Here is a 21269-nt window from a genome sequence, read left to right as displayed (position 1 = left end):
GGAGGGGCCCCTTCCTAACGCCTGCGGTAGAGGCGGGGGACCCGCTTGACATCGGCCGGGCCCGCTCCCCAATGGGGAGCGGGCCCGGCCGGCCTGGTCAGCGGGCAAGCAGCTCGTGCGCCGACCGGATCTTCGTCCAGGAGGCCGGCTGCGCCGGCGCCGCCGAGGTGCGCGCGGTGGCGCCCAGCTCGGGTCGGCCGGCGGTGAACAGCCAGGTGGTGAACACCGCGTCCAGGTCCCGGCCGGAGATCCGCTCGGCGAGCGCCTGGAACTGCTCGATGGTGCCGTTGCCGTACTGCCGCTGGGCCGTCCAGGTGCGCAGGATCCGGAAGAACGCCGCGTCGCCGACGGCCAGCCGGATCTGGTGCAGCGCCATCGCCCCCCGGTCGTAGACCGCGTCGTCGAAGACCCGGCCGGCGCCCGGGTCGCCGGGCAGCACCTGCCAGAACTCCGAGTCGGCCGGGTAGCTGTCGTAGGTGAAGTCGAACAGCTCCTGCGCGGTGCCCTCGTCCTGCTCCTCGGACCAGAGCCACTCGGCGTACGAGGCGAAGCCCTCGTTCAGCCAGATGTTGCGCCAGGCCGCCACCGACACCGAGTCGCCGAACCACTGGTGCGCGTTCTCGTGCACCACCACGTACGGGTTGGCGCCCCGTCGCCAGAAGCCCGGCCCGTAGACCGGTCGGGTCTGCGTCTCCAGCGCGAAACCGATGCCGTCGACCGGGCCGGCCACGCCGCCCTGCGCCTCGAACGGGTACGGGCCGAACACCCCGCTCTCCCAGTCGACGATCTCGGCGGTGCGTTCGATGCTGGCCCGGGCGGCCGGCAGGCGCTCGCCCAGCGTGGTGCTGTACGCGTTCACCACCGGCTGCCCGTTCGGTGCGGTGTCGGTGACGATGTCGTACTGCCCGATGGCGAGGAACGCCTGGTAGGTGGCGCCGGGCTTGACGCTGCGCCAGCTCCACCGGGTGCGGTTGCCGGCCTCGGGCAGCGGGTCGCGCGGCTGCACGCCGTTGCTGACCACTTCGAGGCCGGTCGGCACCGAGACGGAAATGTCCCAGGTGGCCTTGTCCTTCGGGTGGTCGTTGCTCGGGTACCACCACCAGGCCGACTCGGGTTCGTTCACGGCGAGCGCGCCGTCGGCGGTGCGGGTCCAGCCGGTGTAGCCGTAGACGGTGGTCTCCGACGGGATGCCGGCGTACTTCACCACGACGGTGATCTGCTGGCCCTTGGTCAGCGGGCGGGCCGGCGTGACGACCAGCTCGTGGTCGCCGGCGCGGGCGAACCCGGCGGTCCAGCCGTTGACCCGGACCGACTCGACGGCCAGCGCGAAGTCGAGGTTGAACCGGGACAGGTCCTTGGTGGCGGTGGCCAGGATCGTGGTGGTGCCGCTGAGCCGGTCGGTGGCCGGCTCGTAACGCAGCCGGATGTCGTAGTGGTCGACGTCGTAGCCGCCGTTGCCGTAGTCGGGGAAGTAGCTGTCGCCCAGCCCGGGACCGCCCGGCGTGGGGGTGGCCGCCGAGACGTGCGGGCGGCCCCATCCGGTCGGGGCGGCCTGGCCGGGGGCGCCGGTCACGGTGGTGACGGCGGTGGTGAGGGTCAGGGCGGCGATCGCCGCCGAGAGTGCGCGTGGCACGGGTGGGACTCCCTCCGTCGGGTGTACGCACCGCCAACCTAATCGACACATGTAAACGGATCTGCCCCGAGTCGGCGGCCAGGGCTATTCAAATAGTGTCGATGTTTCGATAGCATTACCGACTAGTAACAAGCACCGTCCCCTCGACCACGCGCGCGGTCAACGGGCTCCACCACCCCTGTCCCGTGGAGGTCCCCTCATGCCCCGTCGCGTCCGTACCGTCTTCGCCGCGGTCCTGGCGGCCGTCCTCGGCGCCGTGCTGCTGCCCGGCGCCGCCCGTGCCGCCACCGTCAACTACGTCGCCCTCGGCGACTCCTACTCCTCCGGCGTCGGCGCCGGGCCGTACGACCTCTCCACCTGCCTGCGCAGCCAGAAGTCGTACGCCCCGCTCTGGGCCGCGGCGCACGCGGTCGAAAGCTTCCGCTTCCCGGCCTGCGGCGGCGCGGTCACCGCGGACGTGCTGAACAACCAGGTCGGCCAGCTCAGCACCGCCACCACACTGGTCACCATCACCATCGGCGGCAACGACGCCGGCTTCGCCGACGTGATGACCGGTTGCCGCTTCGGCAGCACGTCGAGCTGCGAGAGCGCGGTGGCCGGGGCCAAGGCGTTCGCCACCGCGACGCTGCCCGCCCGGCTGGACGCCACCTACGCGGCGATCCGGGACCGGGCCCCGAACGCCCGGCTGGTGGTGCTCGGCTACCCGCGGCTGTTCGAGACCGGCTCCTGCGGCCTGCTCGCCATGAGCAGCTACAAGCGCACCATCCTCAACCAGGCCGCCGACGTGCTCAACGGCGTCACGGCCGACCGGGCCGGCGCGGCCGGGGCCACGTTCGTCGACGCGCGGCCGTTCTTCACCGGGCACGGGGTGTGCGCCGCCGACCCGTGGATCCGCGACGTCAGCGGCGTGATCGAGGCGTACCACCCGAACGCCAACGGCTACCGCTACGGCTACCTCGCCGCCCTCACCGCCGCTATCGGCTGAGGTGTAAGGAGGGGCCCCCTGTTAACGCATTCCGCATAGCAGGGGCCCCCTCCTAACAACTCACCGGCCGCCGGGTCAGCGGCCCACCGGCGCCAGCCCGCCGACCGCCTGCGGCAGCGCGGTCGCGGGGGCGGGGGCGGGGGCGTCGGGCGTCACCTGCGGCGGCGCGACCTCCGGCGTCGGCCCGGTGTGCCGCCGGGGCCGGGCGCGGCGGCCGGAGGGCACGGCGAGCGCGGCCAGCGCGGCGGCGAGGGAGATGCCGGTGAGCAGCAGGAAGCCGGCGGTGAAGCCGGCCTCCCGGGGCAGCCCGCTCGGCTGCGGGTTGGCGGTGATCACGGTGCTGGCCAGCGCCGCGCCGATCGCGCCGCCGATGGTACGGATGTTGGCGTTCATGCCGGTCGCCGCGCCGGTCTGCGAGGCCGGCACGTTCCCCACGATCAGGTTGGCCATCGAGGCGAACGCCAGCCCGATGCCGAGCCCGACCAGCCCGCCGGCGAGGCCGACCTGCCAGCGGGTGTCGTGCGCGGCGGTGAGCATCGCGGCGGCGGCCACGTTGAACACCGCGCCGGTGCCCAGTTGCGCCTTGGCGCTGAACCGGGACTCCAGCCGTCCGGCCAGCAGGCCGGCGGCGAACATGCCGACCAGCATGGGCAGCATGAGCAGCCCGGCCTGGGTGATGCTGGCGCCGAAGCCGTAGCCGGCGCTGGTCGGAATCTGCGCGAACTGCGGCAGGAAGGCGTAGACGGCGAACATCGAGGCGCCGTAGAGCAGCGCCACCAGGTTGGTGGTCCAGACCGCCGGCAGCCGCATCATCCGCAGGTCGATCAGCGGGTTCGCGGCCCGGGCCTCGACCGCCAGCCAGACGGCCAGCAGCACCGCGGCCACGATCAGCAGACCGGTCACCCGGCCGGAGGCCCAGCCCCAGGCGGCGCCCTTGCTGACCGGCAGCAGCAGCGCCACCAGCCAGCCGGAGAGCAGGACGGCGCTGAGCCAGTTGATCCGCCCCGGGGTGCGGACCGGCGAGCGGGGCACGAACCGGTGCGCGGCCAGCGCGGTCAGGCCGACCACGACCAGCGGGATCCAGAACAGCCAGCGGTAGCCCAGCGTGGCCACGATCGGCCCGGCGAGCACGACGCCCAGGCCGCCGCCGACGGCCACCACCGCCGAGATCGACGCGACCGCCGAGCTGACCCGGGCGGCGGGGAACTCGTCGCGGATGATGCCGAACGACAGCGGGAAGACGGCGCCGCCGATGCCCTGGACCACCCGGGCGGCGATCAGCACGCCGATGTTCGGCGCGACGGCTGCCACCAGGCAGCCCAGCGCGAGCGCGGCGAGCGAGACGACGAGCATCCGCTCCTTGCCGACCATGTCGCCGACCCGGCCGAGGATCGGCGTGAAGATCGACGCGGAGAGCAGGTAGGCGGTCAGCACCCAGGTCACCGTGTTCGGCGAGGTGTGCAGGTCGTGCTGGATGGTGGGCAGCACCGGGGTGATCAGCGACTGGAGCATCGCGAAGAAGCCGGTGCCGGCCGCGAGGACGAGGAACGTCATCCGGCGCGAGCCGCGCCGGAAGGTGTCGATCATGTGGGAGAACTCCCGTTCGGTACGAGTCGGTGGCCGCTCGCGCGGTGGGCGGCGATGGCGGCGCGTCGGGCCGGGGCCCGCCGGAGTACGCTATCCGGAGGGGTGCCTCCACCCAACGTAATGGAGGGGTGCCTCCGTTTGCAAGACGGAAGGAGTGACAGGCGTCATGTCCAGCGCCGACCAGTCGACCGAGGTCTTCGCGCGCCGCCCCAAGCGGGCCGACGCCCGGCGCAACTACGACGCACTGATCGCCGCCGCCCGCGACGTGTTCGGCGAGTGCGGGGCCGGCGCGTCGCTGGAGCAGATCGCCCGCCGCGCCGGCGTCGGCATCGGCACGCTCTACCGCAACTTCCCGCAGCGGCGTGACCTGTTCGAGGCGGTCTACGTCGAGGAGGTGCGCGCGCTCAGCGCCTCCGCCGCCGACCTGGCCGACCTGGACCCGTGGGACGCCCTGGTCGGTTGGCTGCACCGGTTCGTCGCCTACGTCGGCGCGAAGCGGGCGCTGGCCGAGGAGCTGGTGCACGACTCCGACGTGTTCCGGAGCTGCCGCACCGAGATCTACGCGGCCGGTGAGCCGCTGCTGCGCCGCGCCCAGGCCGCCGGGGCGGCCCGCCCCGACGCCGACTTCGACGACGTGGTGCGCCTGATCAGCGGCCTCGCCGCGTACCAGTTCCCGGACCCGGCACAGCGCGACCGCGTGCTGGCCATCGCCCTGGACGGCCTGCGCCCGCCGACCAGGTGAGTCGCTCCCCGGAGTGCCCGCGCGTCAAGCGGGGCGCGTTCCTATGCGTGAGGCGTTAACAGGGGGCCCCTCCTTGCATCCCTGGGCGGTTGCGTGGCGAGTCGACAATGGTGAGACACTCGCCGTCACCTGGAGGTGACCATGCGCGAACCGGTGACCCGGCCGCGGCCTGCCCGCGAGCAGCTTCCGGCCGGCGGTCTGGAGCTGCTCACCCTGCTGGCCCGGCTGCTGCGCCGACCGCGTCGCGGGGACCGCCGGCTCCCGCTGCTCTGGCTGCTCCGGCCGGCCGACGACGGCGCGGTGGCCGGCCTGCTGCGCCGCTTCGCCGGCCGGGGCGCCGGGCGCCGGGTGCCGCACGCGGTGCTGGACCTGACCGACCGGCCGCCCACCGACGACGTCGCGACCGCGTTGCGCGAGCTGCACCGGCAGCTCTCGCTGGAGGCGTTCGGCGCGCCCCGGCTGCGGTTCCGGCACTATCCGCTCGCCGACTGGCTGATGCACCAGACGCTCGCGGTCGACGTGGACGCCGCGGACAGCGGCCGGGCCTCGCTGGTGCGCCGGCTGCGCGACTGGCGGGGGCGACGCGTCGGCGTCGGCGAGGACCCGCAGGTGGGCGGCGGCTCCGGGCTCGGCACCGCGCTCCAGGTGTTGCTCTGGCTGCTGCGCCGGGCGGTACCCAGCGTGGTGTTCCGGATCGCGGTCTCCGGCCGGGTGCCCCTGGTCGGCCGGCAGTACCGCTGGTTCATGCGCCAGCAGTATCTCGCGCCCCGGCAGTCGGTGACGTTCCTCGGCTTTGCCGAGCGGCTCACCGCCGGCTGGCGCGACGGCGAACACCCCGCCCAGGTGGAGAAGCTGCTGCTGCACGCGTTCCTGGAGGACCTGCGGCTGGCCTACCGGCGGCGGTTCTGGCGACCGGGGGACTGGCGGCGTACCGCCTACCCGGTGGTGCTGCTCGACGGCGTCCGCCCGGACAACGTCGGGCACACGCTGGTCCGGATCTTCGGCGAGGTCCGCAACGAGACCGGCCGCAACGACCCGCTGCTGGTGGTCGCCGTCGCCACCGACCCGCCGCCGGAACCGGCCGCGTCCCGGCCGGTGGCGCAGGCCGAGGAGGCGTACGAGGACTGGGCCGAGGTGCTGCCGGAACGTCGCCGGCTGCGGCGTACCGGCGCCTGGCTGCTGGTGCTGACGGCGGAGGAGGACGCTGCCGGCGTACCCCCGGGGGGTTGCCCCGCCGGCGCTGGTGGCGCCGGACCCGCCCTGGTGGGCGCGGCGGTTCCTGCCGGCGGCGGTGGCCCTGGTGCTGCTCGCCGGCGTGGGAATCTGGGCGCACGGGCGGTGGGCGTCGGACTGCCGGCCCTGGCCCACCGACCGGGTGAGCGTGCGCCTGGTGGGCGGCGAGTGCGTCGGCTACAGCGACACCGCCGGGCAGGTCTTCAACAGCGAGCCCGGCCAGGACCGGCTGCGTGCCGTGCAGCGGCGCATCTTCGCGCAGAACCGGGCCACCGAGGAGGTGTGGCGGCGCAGCGACCACCGCCGCCCCTACCTGACGCTGGTCTACCTGGGCAGCCTCACCGGCAACCGGACGCGTGCGGACGAGGAGTCCTACGTCTCCGAGCGGGAGGAGCTGGAGGGCATGGCCACCGCCCAGTACGCGCTGCTGAAGGAGTCGGCGGCGGCCGACGACGCGGCGCTGCTGCACATCGTGGTGGCCAACGCCGGCCGGCAGATGCGGCACGCCGACGACGCGGTACGCATGCTGGAAGGGCTGGCCCGCGACGACCCGACCGTGCTCGGCGTGGTCGGGTTGGTGGACAGCCGCGCCAGCACCGCGGCGGCGCTGCGGGAACTCAACCGGGTCGGCCTGCCGGTGCTCGCGCCCACGCTGTCCGCCGACCGGATGGACGAGAACTCCAGCCTCTACCTGGCCATGTCCGCGCCCAACCGGGAGCAGGCCCGGATGGTCGAGGCGTACGCCCGGCAGGTGCTGCGGGTGGGGGAGGCGCACGTCTACTGGACCACCGGTGAGGGCAGCTCGCTCACCGACGACCTCTACGTCGCCACGCTCGTCGACGGCCTGCGGGAACGGTTCGGCACCCGACTCACCCGGCTCGACGAGTGGCGCAGCGGCCGGCGACTGACCCAGGAGTGCGGCTACCCCGGGATGCTCTTCTTCGCCGGCCGCTGGTCGGAGTTCGACGGCTTCCTCCGGGCGCTCAAGGAGTGCGGCGCGGACCCGCCCCGGCACCTGGTCGCCGACGACTCGGTGAACCGCTACATGGCCAACCCGGGGCTGCGCGCCAGCGCGCCGGGCAACCTGCCGGTCACGTACGTGTCGAAGGCGTCGTTGGCCACGTGCACCGCGCTGCGGGCCGCGCAGGCCGCCCGCGACGACGCCCGGGGCAGCTTCCTCACCTGGATCGGCGCGGACGACCTGCTCGACCCGCCGCGCTGCCGCGCCGGGACCGGCCCGCCGGTCGGCGAGCGGGTCAGCCTCGCCTACGACGCCGCGATGATGATGGTGCGCGCGCTGGAGAGTCTCGCCGCCCGGCTGCGGCACGCCGACACCGGCCGCCGCTGGGAGCCGCGCGCGGTCAACCCGGTCGGCGTGCACGCCGAGGTGCTGCGACAGAACGCCGCCGGCGGCTACCCGGGGGTCAGCGGCCTGATCCGGTACGCGCCGGACGCCGGCGAGCCGCTCGCCAAGCGCTTGGCGCTCCTGACCGTGGCGAAGGTGCCCGACGTCGGTGCGGCCCCGCTCGAGGTCTTCCACTGCGGCGTCGCCGACGCCGGCCCCGACCCCGGCTGCCGTACCGCGGCCCCTCGAATCAGGTGAATGACTGTGCGTAACGGCTCTGGTTGGTGGACGACCTTTTCGCCTCATGTCTCAGAGTCAAAATCATGCCTCTGAGTCATATTGGTTGCGGGCGATTTCTGGCGAGGTGAACGCGTACTCTCCGGGCTGGCGATGACGGTCTTCGGTCCACGGAAGGTTGGAGCGCGGGATGACGAACGAGCGGGGCCTGTCGGCACGCGACGGTGGCGAACTTGACGGGTTCCACGTCGGGGAGCTGCCGGGCGGGATCGGCGACGCGGTGTCGGACTTCGCGTCCGAGTGGGACGACGTCAGCTTCGCCAGCCGGGTCTGGGAGCGCCAGGTCGACGACGGCTACCGCGTCGACCTGCGGGTGCACGTGCTCCGGGGCGAGCGTCTCGCCGATCTGGACGCGGTTCGCGAGTGCCTCGCCGACTACCTGGAGCGCGACCGCGCCACCTGGGAACTCGCCGGCTTCACCCACCCGGACGGGCCCGGCCTGATCGGTGCGGCAGAGGCGTTCTGGCTCGCCGGGCCCGGAGTCGCCGTGACCGTGCTGGCGGACCCGGAGGTGGTGGACGCCGCCTCGCTCCGGTCGATCGCGGTCGGCGTGGTCAGCACCGATCGGTGAACAGGTGAACACGTTCCGCGCGGTGCCTCGATCACGTGTTGGCAAGGCCTATCGTCAATGACGGGACGGGTGCAGATCGACCACCGACAGCCAGGGCGACTGCGGTTTCCGCGTCCGCTATCCGCCCTGCATCGTCGGTCCGCATCAGTTCGGGAGCGGCGGTGAGTGCAGCGGTGCCCAGCCGACGAACCGGGCGAACAGCACCTGCGGGCTCGGTGCCCCGTCCGGGTTGAGGCGGTGCAGCTCCACGGCCGCGTCGTAGAGCTGACCGCACAGGTAGACCGACAGGCCGATGCGGTCACCCGCGTACTCGGCCATCAGGGCGAGCCGCGCCTCTGCGCACGGCCACGGGTGGGCGCAGCGCTCGCAGATCCAGAGCGGACGCATGGGTGCGTGCGGACAGGTGCCGGTGCTCATGCCGGCACCCGCACCCGGGCGACAGCGCGAGCGCGGGTTGCGCCACCACTGGCTCTGGCGTCCAGCCAGCGCAGCCCGGCCGGCTGCACGAACAGCTCCCGTTTGGCGACCGCCTCGCCCCTACTGTCCAACTCGTAAGCCTCGATCCACGCTCAACCGTCGAACGTGGAGCGGCTGGCGATCTCGCGAATGACCCGCACGGTGATCGGGCGGCAGAACTGCACGCTCGCCGCGCGGTCGAGGCGCAGCAGGTCTCCCGCCCGAATCGGACGAGCGCTCACCGTGGCTCGTCGGGCCGGGTCGCGGCGGCCTTGACCAAGCGCGCGTAGACCACCTCCAGGTAGGGGTAGTCCTCGCCGCAGCCGCACAGCCGGCGGACGACCCGGCGCGGCGGGTGTGCGAAGAGGATGTCGTCGGCGTCCTCGATGTCCTGCGCCGAGGCGAAGGACTCTTCGGGGGACGTGTCGTCGGTGCGCTCGCCCATCGGGCCTCCCGTCGGGGTGCGACGTGCGGGGGACAGGTACGCACGCTCGGCCGTCCGGGGGATTGGCCGGCCGAGCGCTCTGCGCGGTGGGAACAGACCAGCTCCAAGGGTGCTGACCAGGGAGGTGGTCAGTCGGGAGCCTACGATAGCAAGCTATCGCAGTCAAGCTATCACTTGCGATCGCAAGTTGAGAGATGGTCGAATAGCGGTGCTGACCAGGGAGTGCCGCTATGCCACCAAGCCCGAAGTGGGTCGAGCTTGCCGACCACATCCGCAAGCAGATCGAGTCCGGCGAGTTGTCGCCGGGTGCCAAGCTGCCATCCACATCGCAGCTTTGTCAGATCCATTCCGTTTCGGCGATTGTCGTCCGCAACGCGATGCTGACCCTCAAGGCGGAGGGGTTGGTGGTCGGCGTACCCGGCGTCGGCGTGTACGTCGCCGAGCGCTCGAAGTCCCAGTGACCTGTTGTCGGCGTGTGGCGCAGGTTCCTGAGCGGAGAGACTGGTTAGCATCGCAGGCGTGAGCGGACCGGTTCGCCAGAGATCTTTCGCGCTGCCCATGGACGTCGCGGAGCGCTTGGAGCGGGATCCGGACGCGACCGCGTACGTCGTCGGCATCTTGCGAGCGCGCATGCGAGCTGAGGACTTCGATGCCGAGCTGGCGCGGCGTGGGCTGACCGTTTCCGACCACGGGCGCGCTCGCGCGCGTATGCAGCGCGTGCAGGTGGAGCGGGAGTGGTCCGCCGGTCGTCGGAAAGCGTTGCGCGAGCGGTCGCGCCAGGCGGCGCGGGATGCATGGCACGTCTTCGAGGAGGCACTCGATCGTCCGACTCAGAGCGTGCCGGGGTTGCGGGATTTGCTGAGCGCACCCGCAGTGCTCGATCGGCAGGCCACGCCCCCGACGAGTGAGGCGATGCTGAGTCCCCTGCGCAGGAGGCAAACCCACCCTGGGCTTACAGGTCAAGGAGAAGGCATGCCAGCCAAGCCCAAGTGGGCGCAGCTCGCGGACGATATCCGAGAGCAGATCGCGGACGATATCCGAGAGCAGATCGCGTCCGGTCAACTCACGCCAGGTGACAAGCTCCCTTCGACCGCGCAGTTCCGCGCCGAGCGTGGCGTGTCGGCGAGCGTGGTTCGTCAGGCGGTGCTGGTGCTTCAGACGCAGGGCCTCGTGGCAGGGGTCCACGGGCTCGGAGTCTTCGTCGCTGAAAGACACTGACCCCGCCGGGGCGTTACTGGGTGGCCGCAGGGAGTAGTGGCTGTGTACCCTCCCGATGCTGGAGCGGTCGCATCCGCAGCCCTGCCCCCTGGGAGTAGTCCTTGTCCCCTCAGGCGAAGTGGGCGCAGATCGCCGATGGCATCCGCGCCGAGATCCAGTCCGGTGCGCTCGTGCCGGGCGACAAACTGCCGTCGACCTCCGAGCTGTGCCGTCAGCGCGGTGTGTCGGCCATTGTGGTGCGCCAGGCGATCAACGCGCTGAAGATCGAAGGTTTTCTCGAAGGCGTGGGCGGCGTCGGCGTGTTCGTTGCCGAACGACCCGAGTCGCGGTGCGGTGCGAGATCTTGGAAGCGGAAGGCCCCTCTGGGGGCCGTTTTCTTCCAAGATCGCAAGAACCGCCAAGATCTCAAGAACGGAAGCAGCGGCTCATCCGGGCCAGCCGGCGGCACGCAGGGCGGCTCGTAACTGGTCGAGCACTGCTTCCGGGTCGTCGCGCAGGGCCCAGGAGGGGAACCGGAGGATGCGGTCGCCCTCGACCCAGAGGTCGTTCTGCCGGCGCATGTCCGCCCAGGCGTGCGCCGGGTCGAGATGCTGCCCGCCGTCCACCTCGACGTGCACCCGCCACTCGTCGAAGTAGGCGTCGAGGTAACGTCGCCGGCCTGCGGCGTCGCGCCGCACCACCTGGCGGGTCGGTTCGGGCAGGCCGGCGCGGCGCACGAGGTCGAGCAGGTTCAACTCGCCCAGCGAATGCGCGCCGCCGGCCGCGTCCGTGGCGGTGGACAGGAGGAGCCGCCGGCGGCGCACCCGTGGCATCCGGTTCAGCACCTCGTGCAGGTCGTCGCCGCCCACCAACCGCTGCTGGAACGCCGCCGCGACGATCGCGCGGGCCTGCGCATCGGTTGGTGCCCACTGGGCCGCGTCGATCACCGAACGCGCAGCCGTCGTCCGGGGCGGCTGGCCGACCCGCACCACGTCACCGTCCGGCAGATGGCTGGTCCGGTGTGCGCGCACCCCGGCCGGCAGCGGAGCACGACGGCAGGTGGCGGGCAGGAGCAGATGGATGACGCGGTCCGGGAACCCCCGAAGGCCACCCGCCTGGGCGGCGGTGATGCCGCCGAGCAGCGCGGTCGGGCCGGCGGCCAGCACCGCGATCCACCGGAGCTGAGCGGGACCGACGGGGCCGTTGTGCGCGACGAGAACAGCACGGTGAGCTTGACGCCATCGACCGGTCGTCACCCGATGCCGGATCGCCTTGCGCGTGAGGTGCGCCTGTGCCTGATTGAGGCTGAGCACATCGTCCTGGCGAAACAGCAACCAGGTCAACTCGTCCGCGTCGTCCGACGGCAGCGCCCGCCGCATCCCCGCCCAGGAATTCCCCACCACCCAAGGCTGTCGTCCCCAGGGCCCGCCGCGCGGTCCCTGTGGACAACGCCCGTAGATCTTGGAAGAAAACGGCCCCCGGAGGGGCCGATTCCTTCCAAGATCTACAACTTCAGCGGTGCGCGTTGCTCGGCCGGCCCCACGGGCCGGTGATCGCGAACACGTACCCCGGGGTCTGGATGTTGGCGAACAGGATCTTCCCGTCCGCGCTGAACGTCGGGCCGGTGAACTCGCTGTCGTTCAGCTCGTTGCGGGCCAGCGCGTACGCCTTGCCCTGCTCGGTGACGCCGACCAGGTGCGACACGCCCTCGCCGTCCTCGGCGAGGATCACCCCGCCGTACGGGGAGACGGTGATGTTGTCCGGCCCGTCGTAGTTGCCGCTGTCGGCCTCCGGGTCGGGGTTCACGCCGAAGATGGTCTTCAGTGTGACGGTCTGCCGGCGCGGGTCGTAGAACCAGACCTGGCCGTCGTGCTCGTTGACGCTGCCGTCGTCGTGGCGGGCGTAGCTGGCCACGAAGTACGCGCCGCCGTCGCCCCACCAGGCGCCCTCAAGCTTGCGACTGCGGGTCACCTCGTCGTCGGTGAACTGCTTGCGCACGGACACGGTGCGGGCGTCCCGGTCCGGCACCTGCACCCAGTCGACCTGGTAGCGGGTGCCCGGCGTGGTGGCCTCGGACAGGTCGGCCACGTGCCCGTCGCCGCGCCGGCAACGCATCGCCTCCAGGGTGCCGGCGGTGGCGCCGTCCGGCCGCTGGGCGAGCGCCCGCAGCGCGCCCTTGCCGGCCCGGAAGCCGGGCGGCGGCGTCCACCGGAAGTAGAGCCCGTTCGGGCCGCTGGCGTCCTCGGTCAGGTAGATCGAGTGGGTGTACGGGTCGACCGCCACCGCCTCGTGGGAGTAGCGGCCGAGGAACGTCAGCGCCACCGGGTCCGTGTTGGCGGACCGGTCGTGCGGGTCGACCTCGAAGACGTACCCGTGGTCCTTGAGGAACTGACCGCCGGCCCGCTGCTCGGTCTCCTCGCAGGTCAGCCACGTGCCCCACGGCGTGATGCCGCCGGCGCAGTTGTTGTGCGTGCCGGCCACGCTGACGTATTCGCGCAGCCGCCGGCCGTGCTTGTCCACCTCGATGGTGGTGGTGCCGCCGCGTGCGCCCGGGTCGTAGGTGAGGCCGGGCAGCGCCGGCACCGGGTAGGGCTCGCTGCCGCCGATCTCGTGGTTGTTGACCAGCACCGAGCCGCGCGGGCCGCGGAAGCAGCCGGTGCCGTCGGCGTCGCTCGGGGTCGGCTGCCCCGATTCCAGCAGCGTCGCGCCGGCCTGGGCGACGACGGTGTACGAGAAGCCGGGCGGCAGCGCCAGCAGGCCGGCCGGGTCCGGCACCAGGTCGCCGTAGCCGACCGCGGGCCGGCACGCGGCGCGGGCCGCCGCCGGCCCGGCGATGGCGTCCAGGTTGCCGGCCACCACGATGCCGAGGCCGCCGGCCGCGCCGCCCAGCAGCGACCGCCGGGAGAGGGGTGAGTTGGAGGTCACGTCGTCGCCTTCCTGTGCAGTCGAGGTTGCACTGGCAGGCAAGTCGGGTCGCGGGAACGGCGGGCGGCGGGACCGTCGGCGGTGGGGTGAACAGTGGACGAATCCCGGGTGCCGAGCGCCCCGTGCTCCGATGGCGGGCGTCCGTTAGGGTTCCCTCGATCGCAGACGGCGTCGGAGGGCGGACGGTGAACAGGTTCGCGGCGGCGTACCGGCAGGCGGTCGAGCGGCACCGGGCGGCGCGGCGCCACTGGGCCGCCGCCGGGCGGCTGCTGGGGGCGGCCGGGCCGGCCCCGGTCGGCAGCCCCGAGCTGGTCGCCCGACTGGCCCGCCTGGGTGGGGAGCTGGCCGCCGCGGTGCCCGGCACCGCCCGCGTCGCGACCCACCCCGTGCCGGTACGCCTCGGCGAGGCGACCACCGTCGACGGCGTGTTCCCGGTGCTGGTGCCGGTGGGGGCGGGCGCCCACCTGGCGGTCGACGTGGACGCCCGGGACCCGCGCGTCGGCGAGCTGCTGCGCGCCGTGGTGGTCCGGCTGCTCACCGCCGCCCCGGCCGGCGCGGTCCGGGTGGTCGGCATCGACCAGGCCGCGTTCGGGGCGGCGTTCCTGCCGCTGCGCCCGCTGCACGACGCCGGGGTGCTCGGCGCGGCGGCGACCACCGAGGCGGAGACTGCCGCGTTGCTGGACGCCGCGGAACGACACGCGCGTACCGCCCAACGGGCCGACCCGGAGGACCGGGAGCTGCTCGTGGTGGTCGCCGCGTCGACGCTGCCGGCCCGGGAGCTGGCCCGGCTGGCCGCGCTCACCCACGCCGGCCCGGCCGCGGCGGTCTGCGTGCTGCTGGCCGGCTACGCCTCGGCCGGTCCGGGCGCGTCCGTGCCGCCGCTGGGGGCCACCACCCAGCTCCGGGTCACCGAGCGCTACACGCTCGTCGGTGACCCGCCGGGCCGCCCGTTCAGCGTCGACGGCAGCGGGCTGGCGGCGCCGGTGGTGCTCGACAACGACCCGTCGCACGCGGTGGTGACCGCGTTGGCCCGCCGGCTCGCCGAGGCCGCCGACGACAGCTCCGCCGTCACGTTCGCCGACCTGCTCCCGGCGCGGCGGTGGACCGAGTCGGCCGGCGCCGGCCTGCGCACGGTGCTCGGCCGCGCCGGGAGGAAGCCGCTGACCGTCGCGTTCGACGACGCCACGCCGCACTGGCTGGTCGGTGGGCGTACCGGCGCCGGCAAGACGGTGCTGCTGCTCGACGTGCTCTACGGGCTGGCCGCCCGCTACTCCCCGGCCGAGCTGCGGCTGATGCTGCTCGACTTCAAGGAGGGTGTCAGCTTCACCGAGTTCGTGCCGACGCCGCGCGACCCGTCCTGGCTGCCGCACGCCCGCGCGGTCGGCATCGAGTCCGACCGGGAGTACGGCGTGGCCGTGCTCCGGGAGCTGCGCGCCGAGCTGACCCGGCGCGCCGAGCTGCTGAAGCGGCACGGCGTCAGTCGTCTCGCCGACCTGCCGCCGAACGCCCGCCCGCCCCGCGTCGTCACCGTCGTGGACGAGTTCCACGTGCTGTTCGCCGGCAACGACGCGCTGGCCCGGCAGGCCGTCGACCTGATCGAGGAGCTGGCCCGCAAGGGCCGCTCGTACGGCCTGCACCTGGTGCTGGCCAGCCAGAGCACCACCGGCATCGAGGCCCTGTACGGCCGGGCCGAGGCCATTTTCGGCCAGTTCCCGCTGCGCATCGCGTTGCCCGGTGGGGACGCTGTGCTGGACCCGCGCAACGACGCCGCGCGGGGGCTCACGGTTGGCGCCGCCGTGGTGAACACCGCCGCCGGCGCGCCCGGTGCGGACACCGAGGTGGACTTCCCGGACGCGCACGCCGCCGCGGCCGACCTCGCGGCGCTGCGCCACGAGCTGCACGCGGCCCGCCCGGAGGGCGCCCCGCCGCCGGCGGTGTTCCGCGGCCACGAGACGCCCCGGCTCACCGACGATCCGGCGTGGGCGGCGCTGACACCCGGCGCCGACCCGCCGTACGCGCTCCTCGGCCGCGTGGTGGATGTCGCCGGCAGCCCGGCCGGCTTCGCGCTCGACGCGAGCCCGGGCCGGCACCTGGCCGTGGTGGGCACCGCCGCGACCGGCGCGGAGGTGCTCCGCTCGGCTGTCCTGGCGCTGGCCCGGCAGCACGCGCCGGGCACCGCCCGGTTCCTGTTCGCGCCGTTGGCGCCGGGCACCACCGACCTCGCCGACGACCTGGCGATGACGCTGGCCGCCGCCGGTCACCCGGTCCGCCGGCTGGACGCCGACGCGCTGCGCGCGCTCCTCGCCGAGTTGGCCGGCGACGCCTCCGGGCCGGCGCGCACCTACCTGACGGTGTTCGGGATGGACGCCGCCGCCGGCACGCTGGCCGCCACCGACCCGGGCACGTTCCGCTCCGGGCACGACGACCTGCGCGCGGTGCTGCGGCACGGTCCGGCGCGCGGCGTGCACGTGCTCGGCTGGTGGCGGGGGCTGCGCCGGCTCGCCGACGACCTCGGCGGCAGCGGGCACCGCGACGACGTGACCGGGCTTGTCGCGTTGAACGTGCCGGCCGCCGACCTCGGTCTGCACCTCGGCGTGCACGACCTCGCCTACCAGCCGCGCGACGGCCGCGCCCTGCTGGTCGACCGGCACGAGCACCGGACCGCCCTGATCGTGCCGTTCGCCCCCGAGAGCGACAACCCATGAGTGGATTCGACGAGTACGCGGCCCTGATCCGGGAGCTGTCCACCCGGCAGCGGGGCGGGGAGCGGGCCATCGCCGCCGAGGCGGAGCGCCGGCGTGGCCTCCAGTCCGGAGTGGACGAGGTCGGGCGGCGGCTGGCCGCGCAGGGGGAGCGCCTGGACCGGCTCGGGCAGGCGGTCGGCGTACCGATGGGGTCGGTTCCGGACGCGGCCGGTGCCCCCGCCGGGCCGGGGAGCGTGCCGCCCGGCGACCCGGCGGCGGAGCTGGCGGCGGCCGGGCGGCTGGCCGACGAGGCGGACCGGCTCGGGCAGGAGGCGGAGGCGTTGGCGCGGCGGCCGGTGCTGCTGCCCACCTGGTCCGCGCCGGCTCGGGCGGTCGCGGTGTACGCCGGGTGCGCGCTTGCCGGCTCGGTGCTCATGCTGATCGCGCTGCTCGGCTCGCCGTTGCCGGTGTCCGGGATGGACCTGGTGGCGGCGCTGTCCTGCGCCGGCGTGCCGTTGCTGTCGTTCGTGGCCGGTCAGGTCGTGCTGGCCCGCTGGGGCCGCCCCGCGCTGCCCGACCCCGAGACCCCGGCCGGCCGGTACGTGCCGATGGGCTTCGTGATCTGCGCCCTGGTCTCCCCGTCCCTGTTCTGCCTCTACCTGATCCTCTTCCGCCTCCTCCGCTGACCCGCCCGGCCCGGCCTGGCCCGCGATCTTGCAGTTGCGGCCCGGGTGATGCGGCTTGTGCGGCTTTTGTCGGGGCGGCAAGTGCAAGATCGCGGAGGTGGGTGGGGCGGTAGGGTTGGTGGGACGGGTGGGGTGGGAAGGGGAGGAGAGGGCTTGTGAGTGCGGCGGAAGTGATTGCCAGGCTGGCGGCGGCGGCACGGAAGCTGGACGAGGCGAAGGCCCGCACGGCCGCTGCCGCGCAGGACGCGGCCGAGGCGCGGGCGCTGGTGGCCGGCGCGCTGGAAGGCGCGACGGCGGGGCCGCTGATCGGGGTGATCGACGCCTACCGGCAGGCGCTCGCCCAGGCCGCGCAGGGCGGCGAGCCGGCCCGCCAACACGTGCAGGAGACCATCGCGAAGGTCCAGGCGCTGGGGAACTGACCGGCCGGGCGGGCGTCACGGGTCGGTCAGCAGCAGCCAGTCGTCGTCGCGGCGGGTGACGGCGGTGCCGGGCGGCCAGACGTGGCTGACCGACGTCGAGGCGCGGGCCTGGTCGACCAGTGCCCGGCGGGCCAGTGTCGCGCCCTCGAAGCGGGCCCGCCCGTGGAACACGGCCCGGCCGAAGTTGGCCGCGCCCTCGAAACGGGCGCCCTCGAACCAGGCCTCCGCGCCGAACTCGGTCCAGCGGAACAACGCCATGTCGGCGAAGCGCGCCCGGTGGAAGCCGGCGTACCCGACGAACGTGGTGTGCTCCATGGACACCCCGCCGAGGAAGACCGTTTCCCGGAAGCTGGCGCTGTCGGTGAACCTGGCCCGGTCGAAGCTGATCGGCTGCCGCACCGTGGCGTCCCGGAACGAGACCGGTCCGAGGCTCGCGCCCCGGCAGGACAGCTCGCCGCCGAGGTCGGCCCGGTCGAAGCTCACCCGACCGGTGAGGCGGGCGTCGTCGAGGACGATCTCGGCGTCGCCGGTGAGGTCGTCGAGGACGACGTCGGCGAACTCGGCGGTCAGCCGCAGCCGGCCGTGGGTGACCGCGCCGGCGAAGCTGGTGGTGCCGGTGCAGACCGCGCCGGTGAGGTCGAGGTCCACGAGCGTGCACCCGGCGGCGTCGAAGTTGTCCAGCCGGGCGCCGGTCAGGTCCAGCGCGATGCCCGGCCACCAGCCGTCCTGGTCCGCGCGCAGGTGCCGGGTCAGCATCCGTTGCGCGGTGCGCCGCACCTCGGTCTCGCGCCTGTCGTCGGGCGCCGGCATCCGCAGGTACGCGCAGATCACCGCCACGGTTGTCGGGCGCTGCGCCGGGTTGTCCTGACCGAGCCGTTCCAGGGCGTGCAGGCCGCCGAGGCGGACCGCCGGGTGGTCGCTGCCGATCAGCTCGATGGCCCGGACGTACAGCTCGGTGAGCCGCCGTTCGGCGGCGTCGTGCTCGGCGGCGGCGGCCTGCCGGTCCTGGTGGCGGGCGGCGGTCTCGGCGACCACTTCGGCGTGCGCCTGCACCCGGTCGCGGTGCGTCTGGTCGCGGGCGGCGACCGCCTCCTGGTGCCGCTGGCCGCGTTCGCTGATCCACTGTCGACGGGCGGCGAACAGCAGCGCCACCCCGCCGCCGGTGCCGGCGACCACGGTGAGGCCGGTGCGGATGGCGTCGACGCGCAGCGTGGCCCGGGTGTCCGGTTGGCCGGCCCGGTCGGCCTCGGCGAGCAGCCAGTCCAGCACCAGCCAGCCGAGCAGCACGGCCAGCAACAGCCCGAGCAGCGCCGACCACCAGGGCATCACCCGCAGCGGCTTCTCCGGTGGCGGTGGTGGGGTGGACACGGCGCCCAGCATGCCATCGCGGCCCCGGTCGGTGGGGGGCGCCGGCCCTGTCCCGAATGCCGGTTCGTGCGCCAGGTGGAACAACTGGTTACCGGCGCGTAACTTTTCATTGACGTGTGTGAAATCAGACACGCATCATCGTTCCCACGATCGATCGGACCCCACCCGCCCCGCCCGGTTCCCGCCGGGTGCCCCTCCCATCGGAGGTGCAGCCCATGCTGCTCCGAACGATCCTGGCCGCCACCGTCACCGCCACCGCGCTGCTCGTCCCGGCCACCGCCGCCCACGCCGCCGCGTCACCCGCCGCGCCGAGCCCGGCCACCGAAGCCGCCGCCGCTCCAGCCAGCACGGTCACCGCCGCCGAGCGGGCCGCCGCCGCGGCGGCCGACCCGGTGATCGTGGTCGGCGGCCTGATCGGCGTCTCCATCGCGTACGAGCCGATCGCCGCCCGGCTGCGCGCCGACGGCTACCGGGTCTCCATCTACCAACTGCCGAACCTCGGCTTCGGCGACATCCGCGAGTCCGCCCGGGCCCTGTCGTCCTACGTGGACCAGGTCCGCGCCGCCACCGGCGCGAGCCGGGTGGACCTGGTCACCCACTCCGAGGGCGGGCTGGTGAGCCGCTGGTACGTGAAGTTCCTCGGCGGCGCCGCCGCGGTCGACCAGTACGTCAGCCTCGGCAGTCCGCAGTACGGCACGTACGTCGCCAACATCCTCGCCGTCGTCGGGCTGGGCAGTTGCGCCGGCATCGTGGCCTGCCAGCAGATGACCATCGGGTCGAGCTTCCTGGCCGACCTGAACGCCGGCGACGACACCCCGGGACCGGTCCGCTGGACCACGCTGCGCACCTGGCAGGACGAGCTGGTGCGTCCGGTCGACAACGCGGTGCTCGCCGATGGCGCGACGAACGTGCTGGTGCAGGCGTGGTGCCCGCTGCGGGTGGTCGGCCACCTCGGTCTGGTGCTCGACGGCACCACCTACACGGCGGTGCGGCAGGCGTTGGCCGGCGTCGCGATCCGGCCCAACTGTTTCGCGGTCTGAGCCGGCCCGGGCCCGCCCCCCGGGTGGGCCCGGCCCGACCGCGCTCACTCCCGGATCAGGTCGGCGGCCCGCCAGGCCAGCGCCGTCACCGGCGCGCTGGTCCAGCCCGCCACCATCGCCGGCAGCACCGACGCGTCCACCACCCGCAGCCCGTCGACGCCGCGTACCCGCAGCTCGGGGTCGACCACGTGAGCGTCGTCCGCGCCCATGGCGCAGGTGCCGACCGCGTGATAGCCGCAGTACCCGTGCGCCACCGCCGCCTCGACGATCTCCTCGTCGGTCCGCGTCGTCAGGCCGGGCACGGTCTCGACCTGGAGCCGCTTGGCGATCGGCCCGGTGGCGAAGAACTCCCGCATCCGGCGGAACAGGTCCACCGCCGTCCGCCGGTCCGGTTCGGTGGTCAGGTAGTTCGCCACGATCGCCGGCGGGACACGCGGATCGGCGTCGGTGACGGTGAGGCTGCCCTCGCTGTCCGGCCGGGTCACCGTGCCCAGGCACATCACGCCCGGCTCCCGCTCCAGCTCCAGCGCCCGGCCGGGGCGGGGCGGTGCGGCCGAGAACGGCGCCATCAGCAGGTGGCCGTCCGGCCGGTCCAGATCGGGCCGGGACTTCACGTGCGCCGCGACGTCGAGCACCGGCAGCGCCAGCGGCCCGCCCCGGGTGAGCAGCCAGCGCAGCGTGGCGCCGGCCTGCCCGAGCGGGCTCGCGAGCCGGGCGTTGTAGCCGCCCGGCTCGGCGAGCCGGTACTGCAACGCGATCGACCGGTGCTCCCGCAGGCCGGCGCCCACCCGGGGACGGTCGAGCAGCACCGGCACGCCCGCGGCGCGCAACGTGTCGGCCGGCCCGATGCCGGAGACCTGCAACAGCGCCGGGGTGGCCAGCGCGCCCGCGGCGAGGATCACCTCACCGGCCGCCCGGTGCTCGACCTCCCGACCCCGGTGCGCCACCCGTACGCCGACCGCCCGGCCGCCCTCGACCAGCACGCGCAGCACCACGGCGTCGACCACGACGGTCAGGTTGGGGCGGCGCCGCGCCGGGTGCAGGAACGCGTCGGCGGCGCTGACCCGACGGCCACCGTGGATGGTCGCGGTCGGGTAGCCGATCCGCTCGTCGTCGTCGGCGTCGAGATCGTCCACCCGACGCCAGCCCAGCTCGACGCCGGTCGCCACCATCTCCTCGGCGAGCGGGTCGGTACCGGTGGCGACGGAGAGCCGCACCGGCCCACCGACGCCCCGGTGCGGCGCCGGCCCCAGCGGATGGTCCTCCAGCCGCTGGAACACCTGCCGCATCGTCGACCAGCCCCAGCCCAGCGGCGCCAGCGTGTCCCAGTCCCGGGCCGCGCCGCGGCTCCAGATCATGCCGTTGACCGACGTCGAGCCGCCGATCATCCGGCCGCGCTGCCACGTCTCCCGCCGGCCCGGCCCGGTGGCCGCCGGATAGTGCCAGGCGGTACGCGGGTCGTCCATCAGCCGGGAGAACGCCTTCGGCACCCGCACGAACGGGCTACGGTCCCAGCCACCCGCCTCGACCAGCAGCACCCGGGTGCCCGGGTCCTCGGTCAGCCGGTCGGCCAGCACGCACCCGGCCGCGCCGGCGCCGACCACGACGTAATCGAATTCCACCACTGAGCGGACCCCCATCGCGAGAATCCTTCTG

20 protein-coding genes and 1 pseudogene are annotated in these 21269 nt (G+C 73.8%); 11 read left to right on the top strand and 10 right to left on the bottom strand.

The features are described from left to right. Nucleotides 1-97: 97 nt before the first annotated feature. Nucleotides 98-1633 carry a M1 family metallopeptidase gene (locus AB0B02_RS26045; RefSeq protein ID WP_357304447.1) on the bottom strand — a complete coding sequence of 512 codons (1536 nt, stop codon included), beginning with the start codon at nt 1631-1633 and terminating at the stop codon, nt 98-100. 199 nt (nt 1634-1832) lie between these two features. On the opposite strand from AB0B02_RS26045, the gene AB0B02_RS26040 reads away from it, so the two are divergent. After that, nucleotides 1833-2618 carry an SGNH/GDSL hydrolase family protein gene (locus AB0B02_RS26040; RefSeq protein ID WP_281936502.1) on the top strand — a complete coding sequence of 262 codons (786 nt, stop codon included), beginning with the start codon at nt 1833-1835 and terminating at the stop codon, nt 2616-2618. 75 nt (nt 2619-2693) lie between these two features. On the opposite strand, the gene AB0B02_RS26035 is transcribed toward AB0B02_RS26040, so the two are convergent. Then, a complete protein-coding gene (locus AB0B02_RS26035) occupies nt 2694-4205 on the bottom strand; it encodes an MFS transporter (RefSeq protein ID WP_357304444.1) in 1512 nt (503 codons plus the stop codon). A gap of 166 nt (nt 4206-4371) precedes the next feature. Here AB0B02_RS26035 and AB0B02_RS26030 point away from each other — a divergent pair, with 166 nt between their 5' ends. Further along, nucleotides 4372-4947: a TetR/AcrR family transcriptional regulator gene (locus AB0B02_RS26030; RefSeq protein ID WP_281936500.1), complete on the top strand. Its 576-nt coding sequence runs from the start codon at nt 4372-4374 to the stop codon at nt 4945-4947. A 24-nt stretch (nt 4948-4971) separates the two neighbouring features. On the opposite strand, the gene AB0B02_RS26025 is transcribed toward AB0B02_RS26030, so the two are convergent. Further along, entirely contained in the window at nt 4972-5811 is an 840-nt protein-coding gene (locus AB0B02_RS26025) for a hypothetical protein (RefSeq protein ID WP_357304439.1), read from the bottom strand. A gap of 379 nt (nt 5812-6190) precedes the next feature. On the opposite strand from AB0B02_RS26025, the gene AB0B02_RS26020 reads away from it, so the two are divergent. Next, nucleotides 6191-7783: a hypothetical protein gene (locus tag AB0B02_RS26020; protein ID WP_357304436.1), complete on the top strand. Its 1593-nt coding sequence runs from the start codon at nt 6191-6193 to the stop codon at nt 7781-7783. Nucleotides 7784-7952: 169 nt separating this feature from the next. Continuing rightward, nucleotides 7953-8393 carry a hypothetical protein gene (locus AB0B02_RS26015; protein WP_357304433.1) on the top strand — a complete coding sequence of 147 codons (441 nt, stop codon included), beginning with the start codon at nt 7953-7955 and terminating at the stop codon, nt 8391-8393. A 144-nt stretch (nt 8394-8537) separates the two neighbouring features. Here the strand turns inward: AB0B02_RS26015 and AB0B02_RS26010 are convergent, their stop codons facing one another. The 3 genes from AB0B02_RS26010 to AB0B02_RS26000 all read right to left on the bottom strand — a co-directional run bounded on the left by AB0B02_RS26010 (nt 8538) and on the right by AB0B02_RS26000 (nt 9294). Beyond that, the gene (locus tag AB0B02_RS26010; RefSeq protein ID WP_357304430.1) at nt 8538-8810 is read right to left on the bottom strand and encodes a hypothetical protein; all 273 of its coding nucleotides are present in this window, start codon (nt 8808-8810) and stop codon (nt 8538-8540) included. Between the two features lie 152 nt (nt 8811-8962). Beyond that, complete coding sequence (locus AB0B02_RS26005; protein ID WP_357304427.1) at nt 8963-9091, bottom strand: hypothetical protein; 129 nt, start codon at nt 9089-9091, stop codon at nt 8963-8965. Next, nucleotides 9088-9294 carry a hypothetical protein gene (locus tag AB0B02_RS26000; RefSeq protein ID WP_357304424.1) on the bottom strand — a complete coding sequence of 69 codons (207 nt, stop codon included), beginning with the start codon at nt 9292-9294 and terminating at the stop codon, nt 9088-9090. Before AB0B02_RS26000 ends, AB0B02_RS26005 begins: the two co-directional genes overlap by 4 nt. A 230-nt stretch (nt 9295-9524) precedes the next feature. Between AB0B02_RS26000 and AB0B02_RS25995 the strand changes: the two genes are divergently transcribed. From AB0B02_RS25995 to AB0B02_RS25985, 3 genes and pseudogenes are all read left to right on the top strand, one after another. Continuing rightward, nucleotides 9525-9755, top strand: a complete 231-nt coding sequence (locus AB0B02_RS25995) for a winged helix-turn-helix domain-containing protein (protein ID WP_357304421.1) — start codon at nt 9525-9527, stop codon at nt 9753-9755. 511 nt (nt 9756-10266) lie between these two features. Next, nucleotides 10267-10512 carry a winged helix-turn-helix domain-containing protein gene (locus AB0B02_RS25990; RefSeq protein WP_357304492.1) on the top strand — a complete coding sequence of 82 codons (246 nt, stop codon included), beginning with the start codon at nt 10267-10269 and terminating at the stop codon, nt 10510-10512. A gap of 101 nt (nt 10513-10613) precedes the next feature. Continuing rightward, nucleotides 10614-10826 (top strand): annotated as a pseudogene (locus tag AB0B02_RS25985) (GntR family transcriptional regulator); the annotation flags it as partial. A 111-nt stretch (nt 10827-10937) separates the two neighbouring features. Here AB0B02_RS25985 and AB0B02_RS25980 read toward each other — a convergent pair. Together AB0B02_RS25980 and AB0B02_RS25975 are read right to left on the bottom strand one after the other, a co-directional pair. After that, entirely contained in the window at nt 10938-11891 is a 954-nt protein-coding gene (locus AB0B02_RS25980; protein ID WP_357304418.1) for a DUF559 domain-containing protein, read from the bottom strand. 112 nt (nt 11892-12003) lie between these two features. Next, nucleotides 12004-13416, bottom strand: coding sequence for an alkaline phosphatase PhoX (locus tag AB0B02_RS25975; RefSeq protein WP_357304415.1), 1413 nt, complete (start codon nt 13414-13416; stop codon nt 12004-12006). 185 nt (nt 13417-13601) lie between these two features. On the opposite strand from AB0B02_RS25975, the gene AB0B02_RS25970 reads away from it, so the two are divergent. The 3 genes from AB0B02_RS25970 to AB0B02_RS25960 all read left to right on the top strand — a co-directional run bounded on the left by AB0B02_RS25970 (nt 13602) and on the right by AB0B02_RS25960 (nt 17205). Next, nucleotides 13602-16121, top strand: coding sequence for an FtsK/SpoIIIE domain-containing protein (locus AB0B02_RS25970; protein WP_357304412.1), 2520 nt, complete (start codon nt 13602-13604; stop codon nt 16119-16121). After that, entirely contained in the window at nt 16118-16786 is a 669-nt protein-coding gene (locus AB0B02_RS25965; RefSeq protein WP_357304409.1) for a hypothetical protein, read from the top strand. Before AB0B02_RS25970 ends, AB0B02_RS25965 begins: the two co-directional genes overlap by 4 nt. A 170-nt stretch (nt 16787-16956) precedes the next feature. Then, complete coding sequence (locus tag AB0B02_RS25960) at nt 16957-17205, top strand: DUF6244 family protein (RefSeq protein ID WP_357304406.1); 249 nt, start codon at nt 16957-16959, stop codon at nt 17203-17205. Nucleotides 17206-17220: 15 nt separating this feature from the next. Here AB0B02_RS25960 and AB0B02_RS25955 read toward each other — a convergent pair whose 3' ends face one another. Further along, complete coding sequence (locus tag AB0B02_RS25955; protein ID WP_357304403.1) at nt 17221-18573, bottom strand: pentapeptide repeat-containing protein; 1353 nt, start codon at nt 18571-18573, stop codon at nt 17221-17223. Between the two features lie 215 nt (nt 18574-18788). On the opposite strand from AB0B02_RS25955, the gene AB0B02_RS25950 reads away from it, so the two are divergent. Next, complete coding sequence (locus AB0B02_RS25950; RefSeq protein WP_357304400.1) at nt 18789-19613, top strand: alpha/beta fold hydrolase; 825 nt, start codon at nt 18789-18791, stop codon at nt 19611-19613. 44 nt (nt 19614-19657) lie between these two features. On the opposite strand, the gene AB0B02_RS25945 is transcribed toward AB0B02_RS25950, so the two are convergent. Beyond that, nucleotides 19658-21253: a GMC family oxidoreductase N-terminal domain-containing protein gene (locus tag AB0B02_RS25945; protein WP_357304396.1), complete on the bottom strand. Its 1596-nt coding sequence runs from the start codon at nt 21251-21253 to the stop codon at nt 19658-19660. Nucleotides 21254-21269: the final 16 nt, after the last annotated feature.

The organism is Micromonospora sp. NPDC049240 (assembly GCF_040647835.1).
In the GTDB taxonomy this organism is placed as follows: Bacteria; Actinomycetota; Actinomycetes; order Mycobacteriales; family Micromonosporaceae; genus Micromonospora.
Note: the sequence above shows the minus strand (reverse complement) of the source record. Positions and strands in the feature narration are given on the sequence as shown.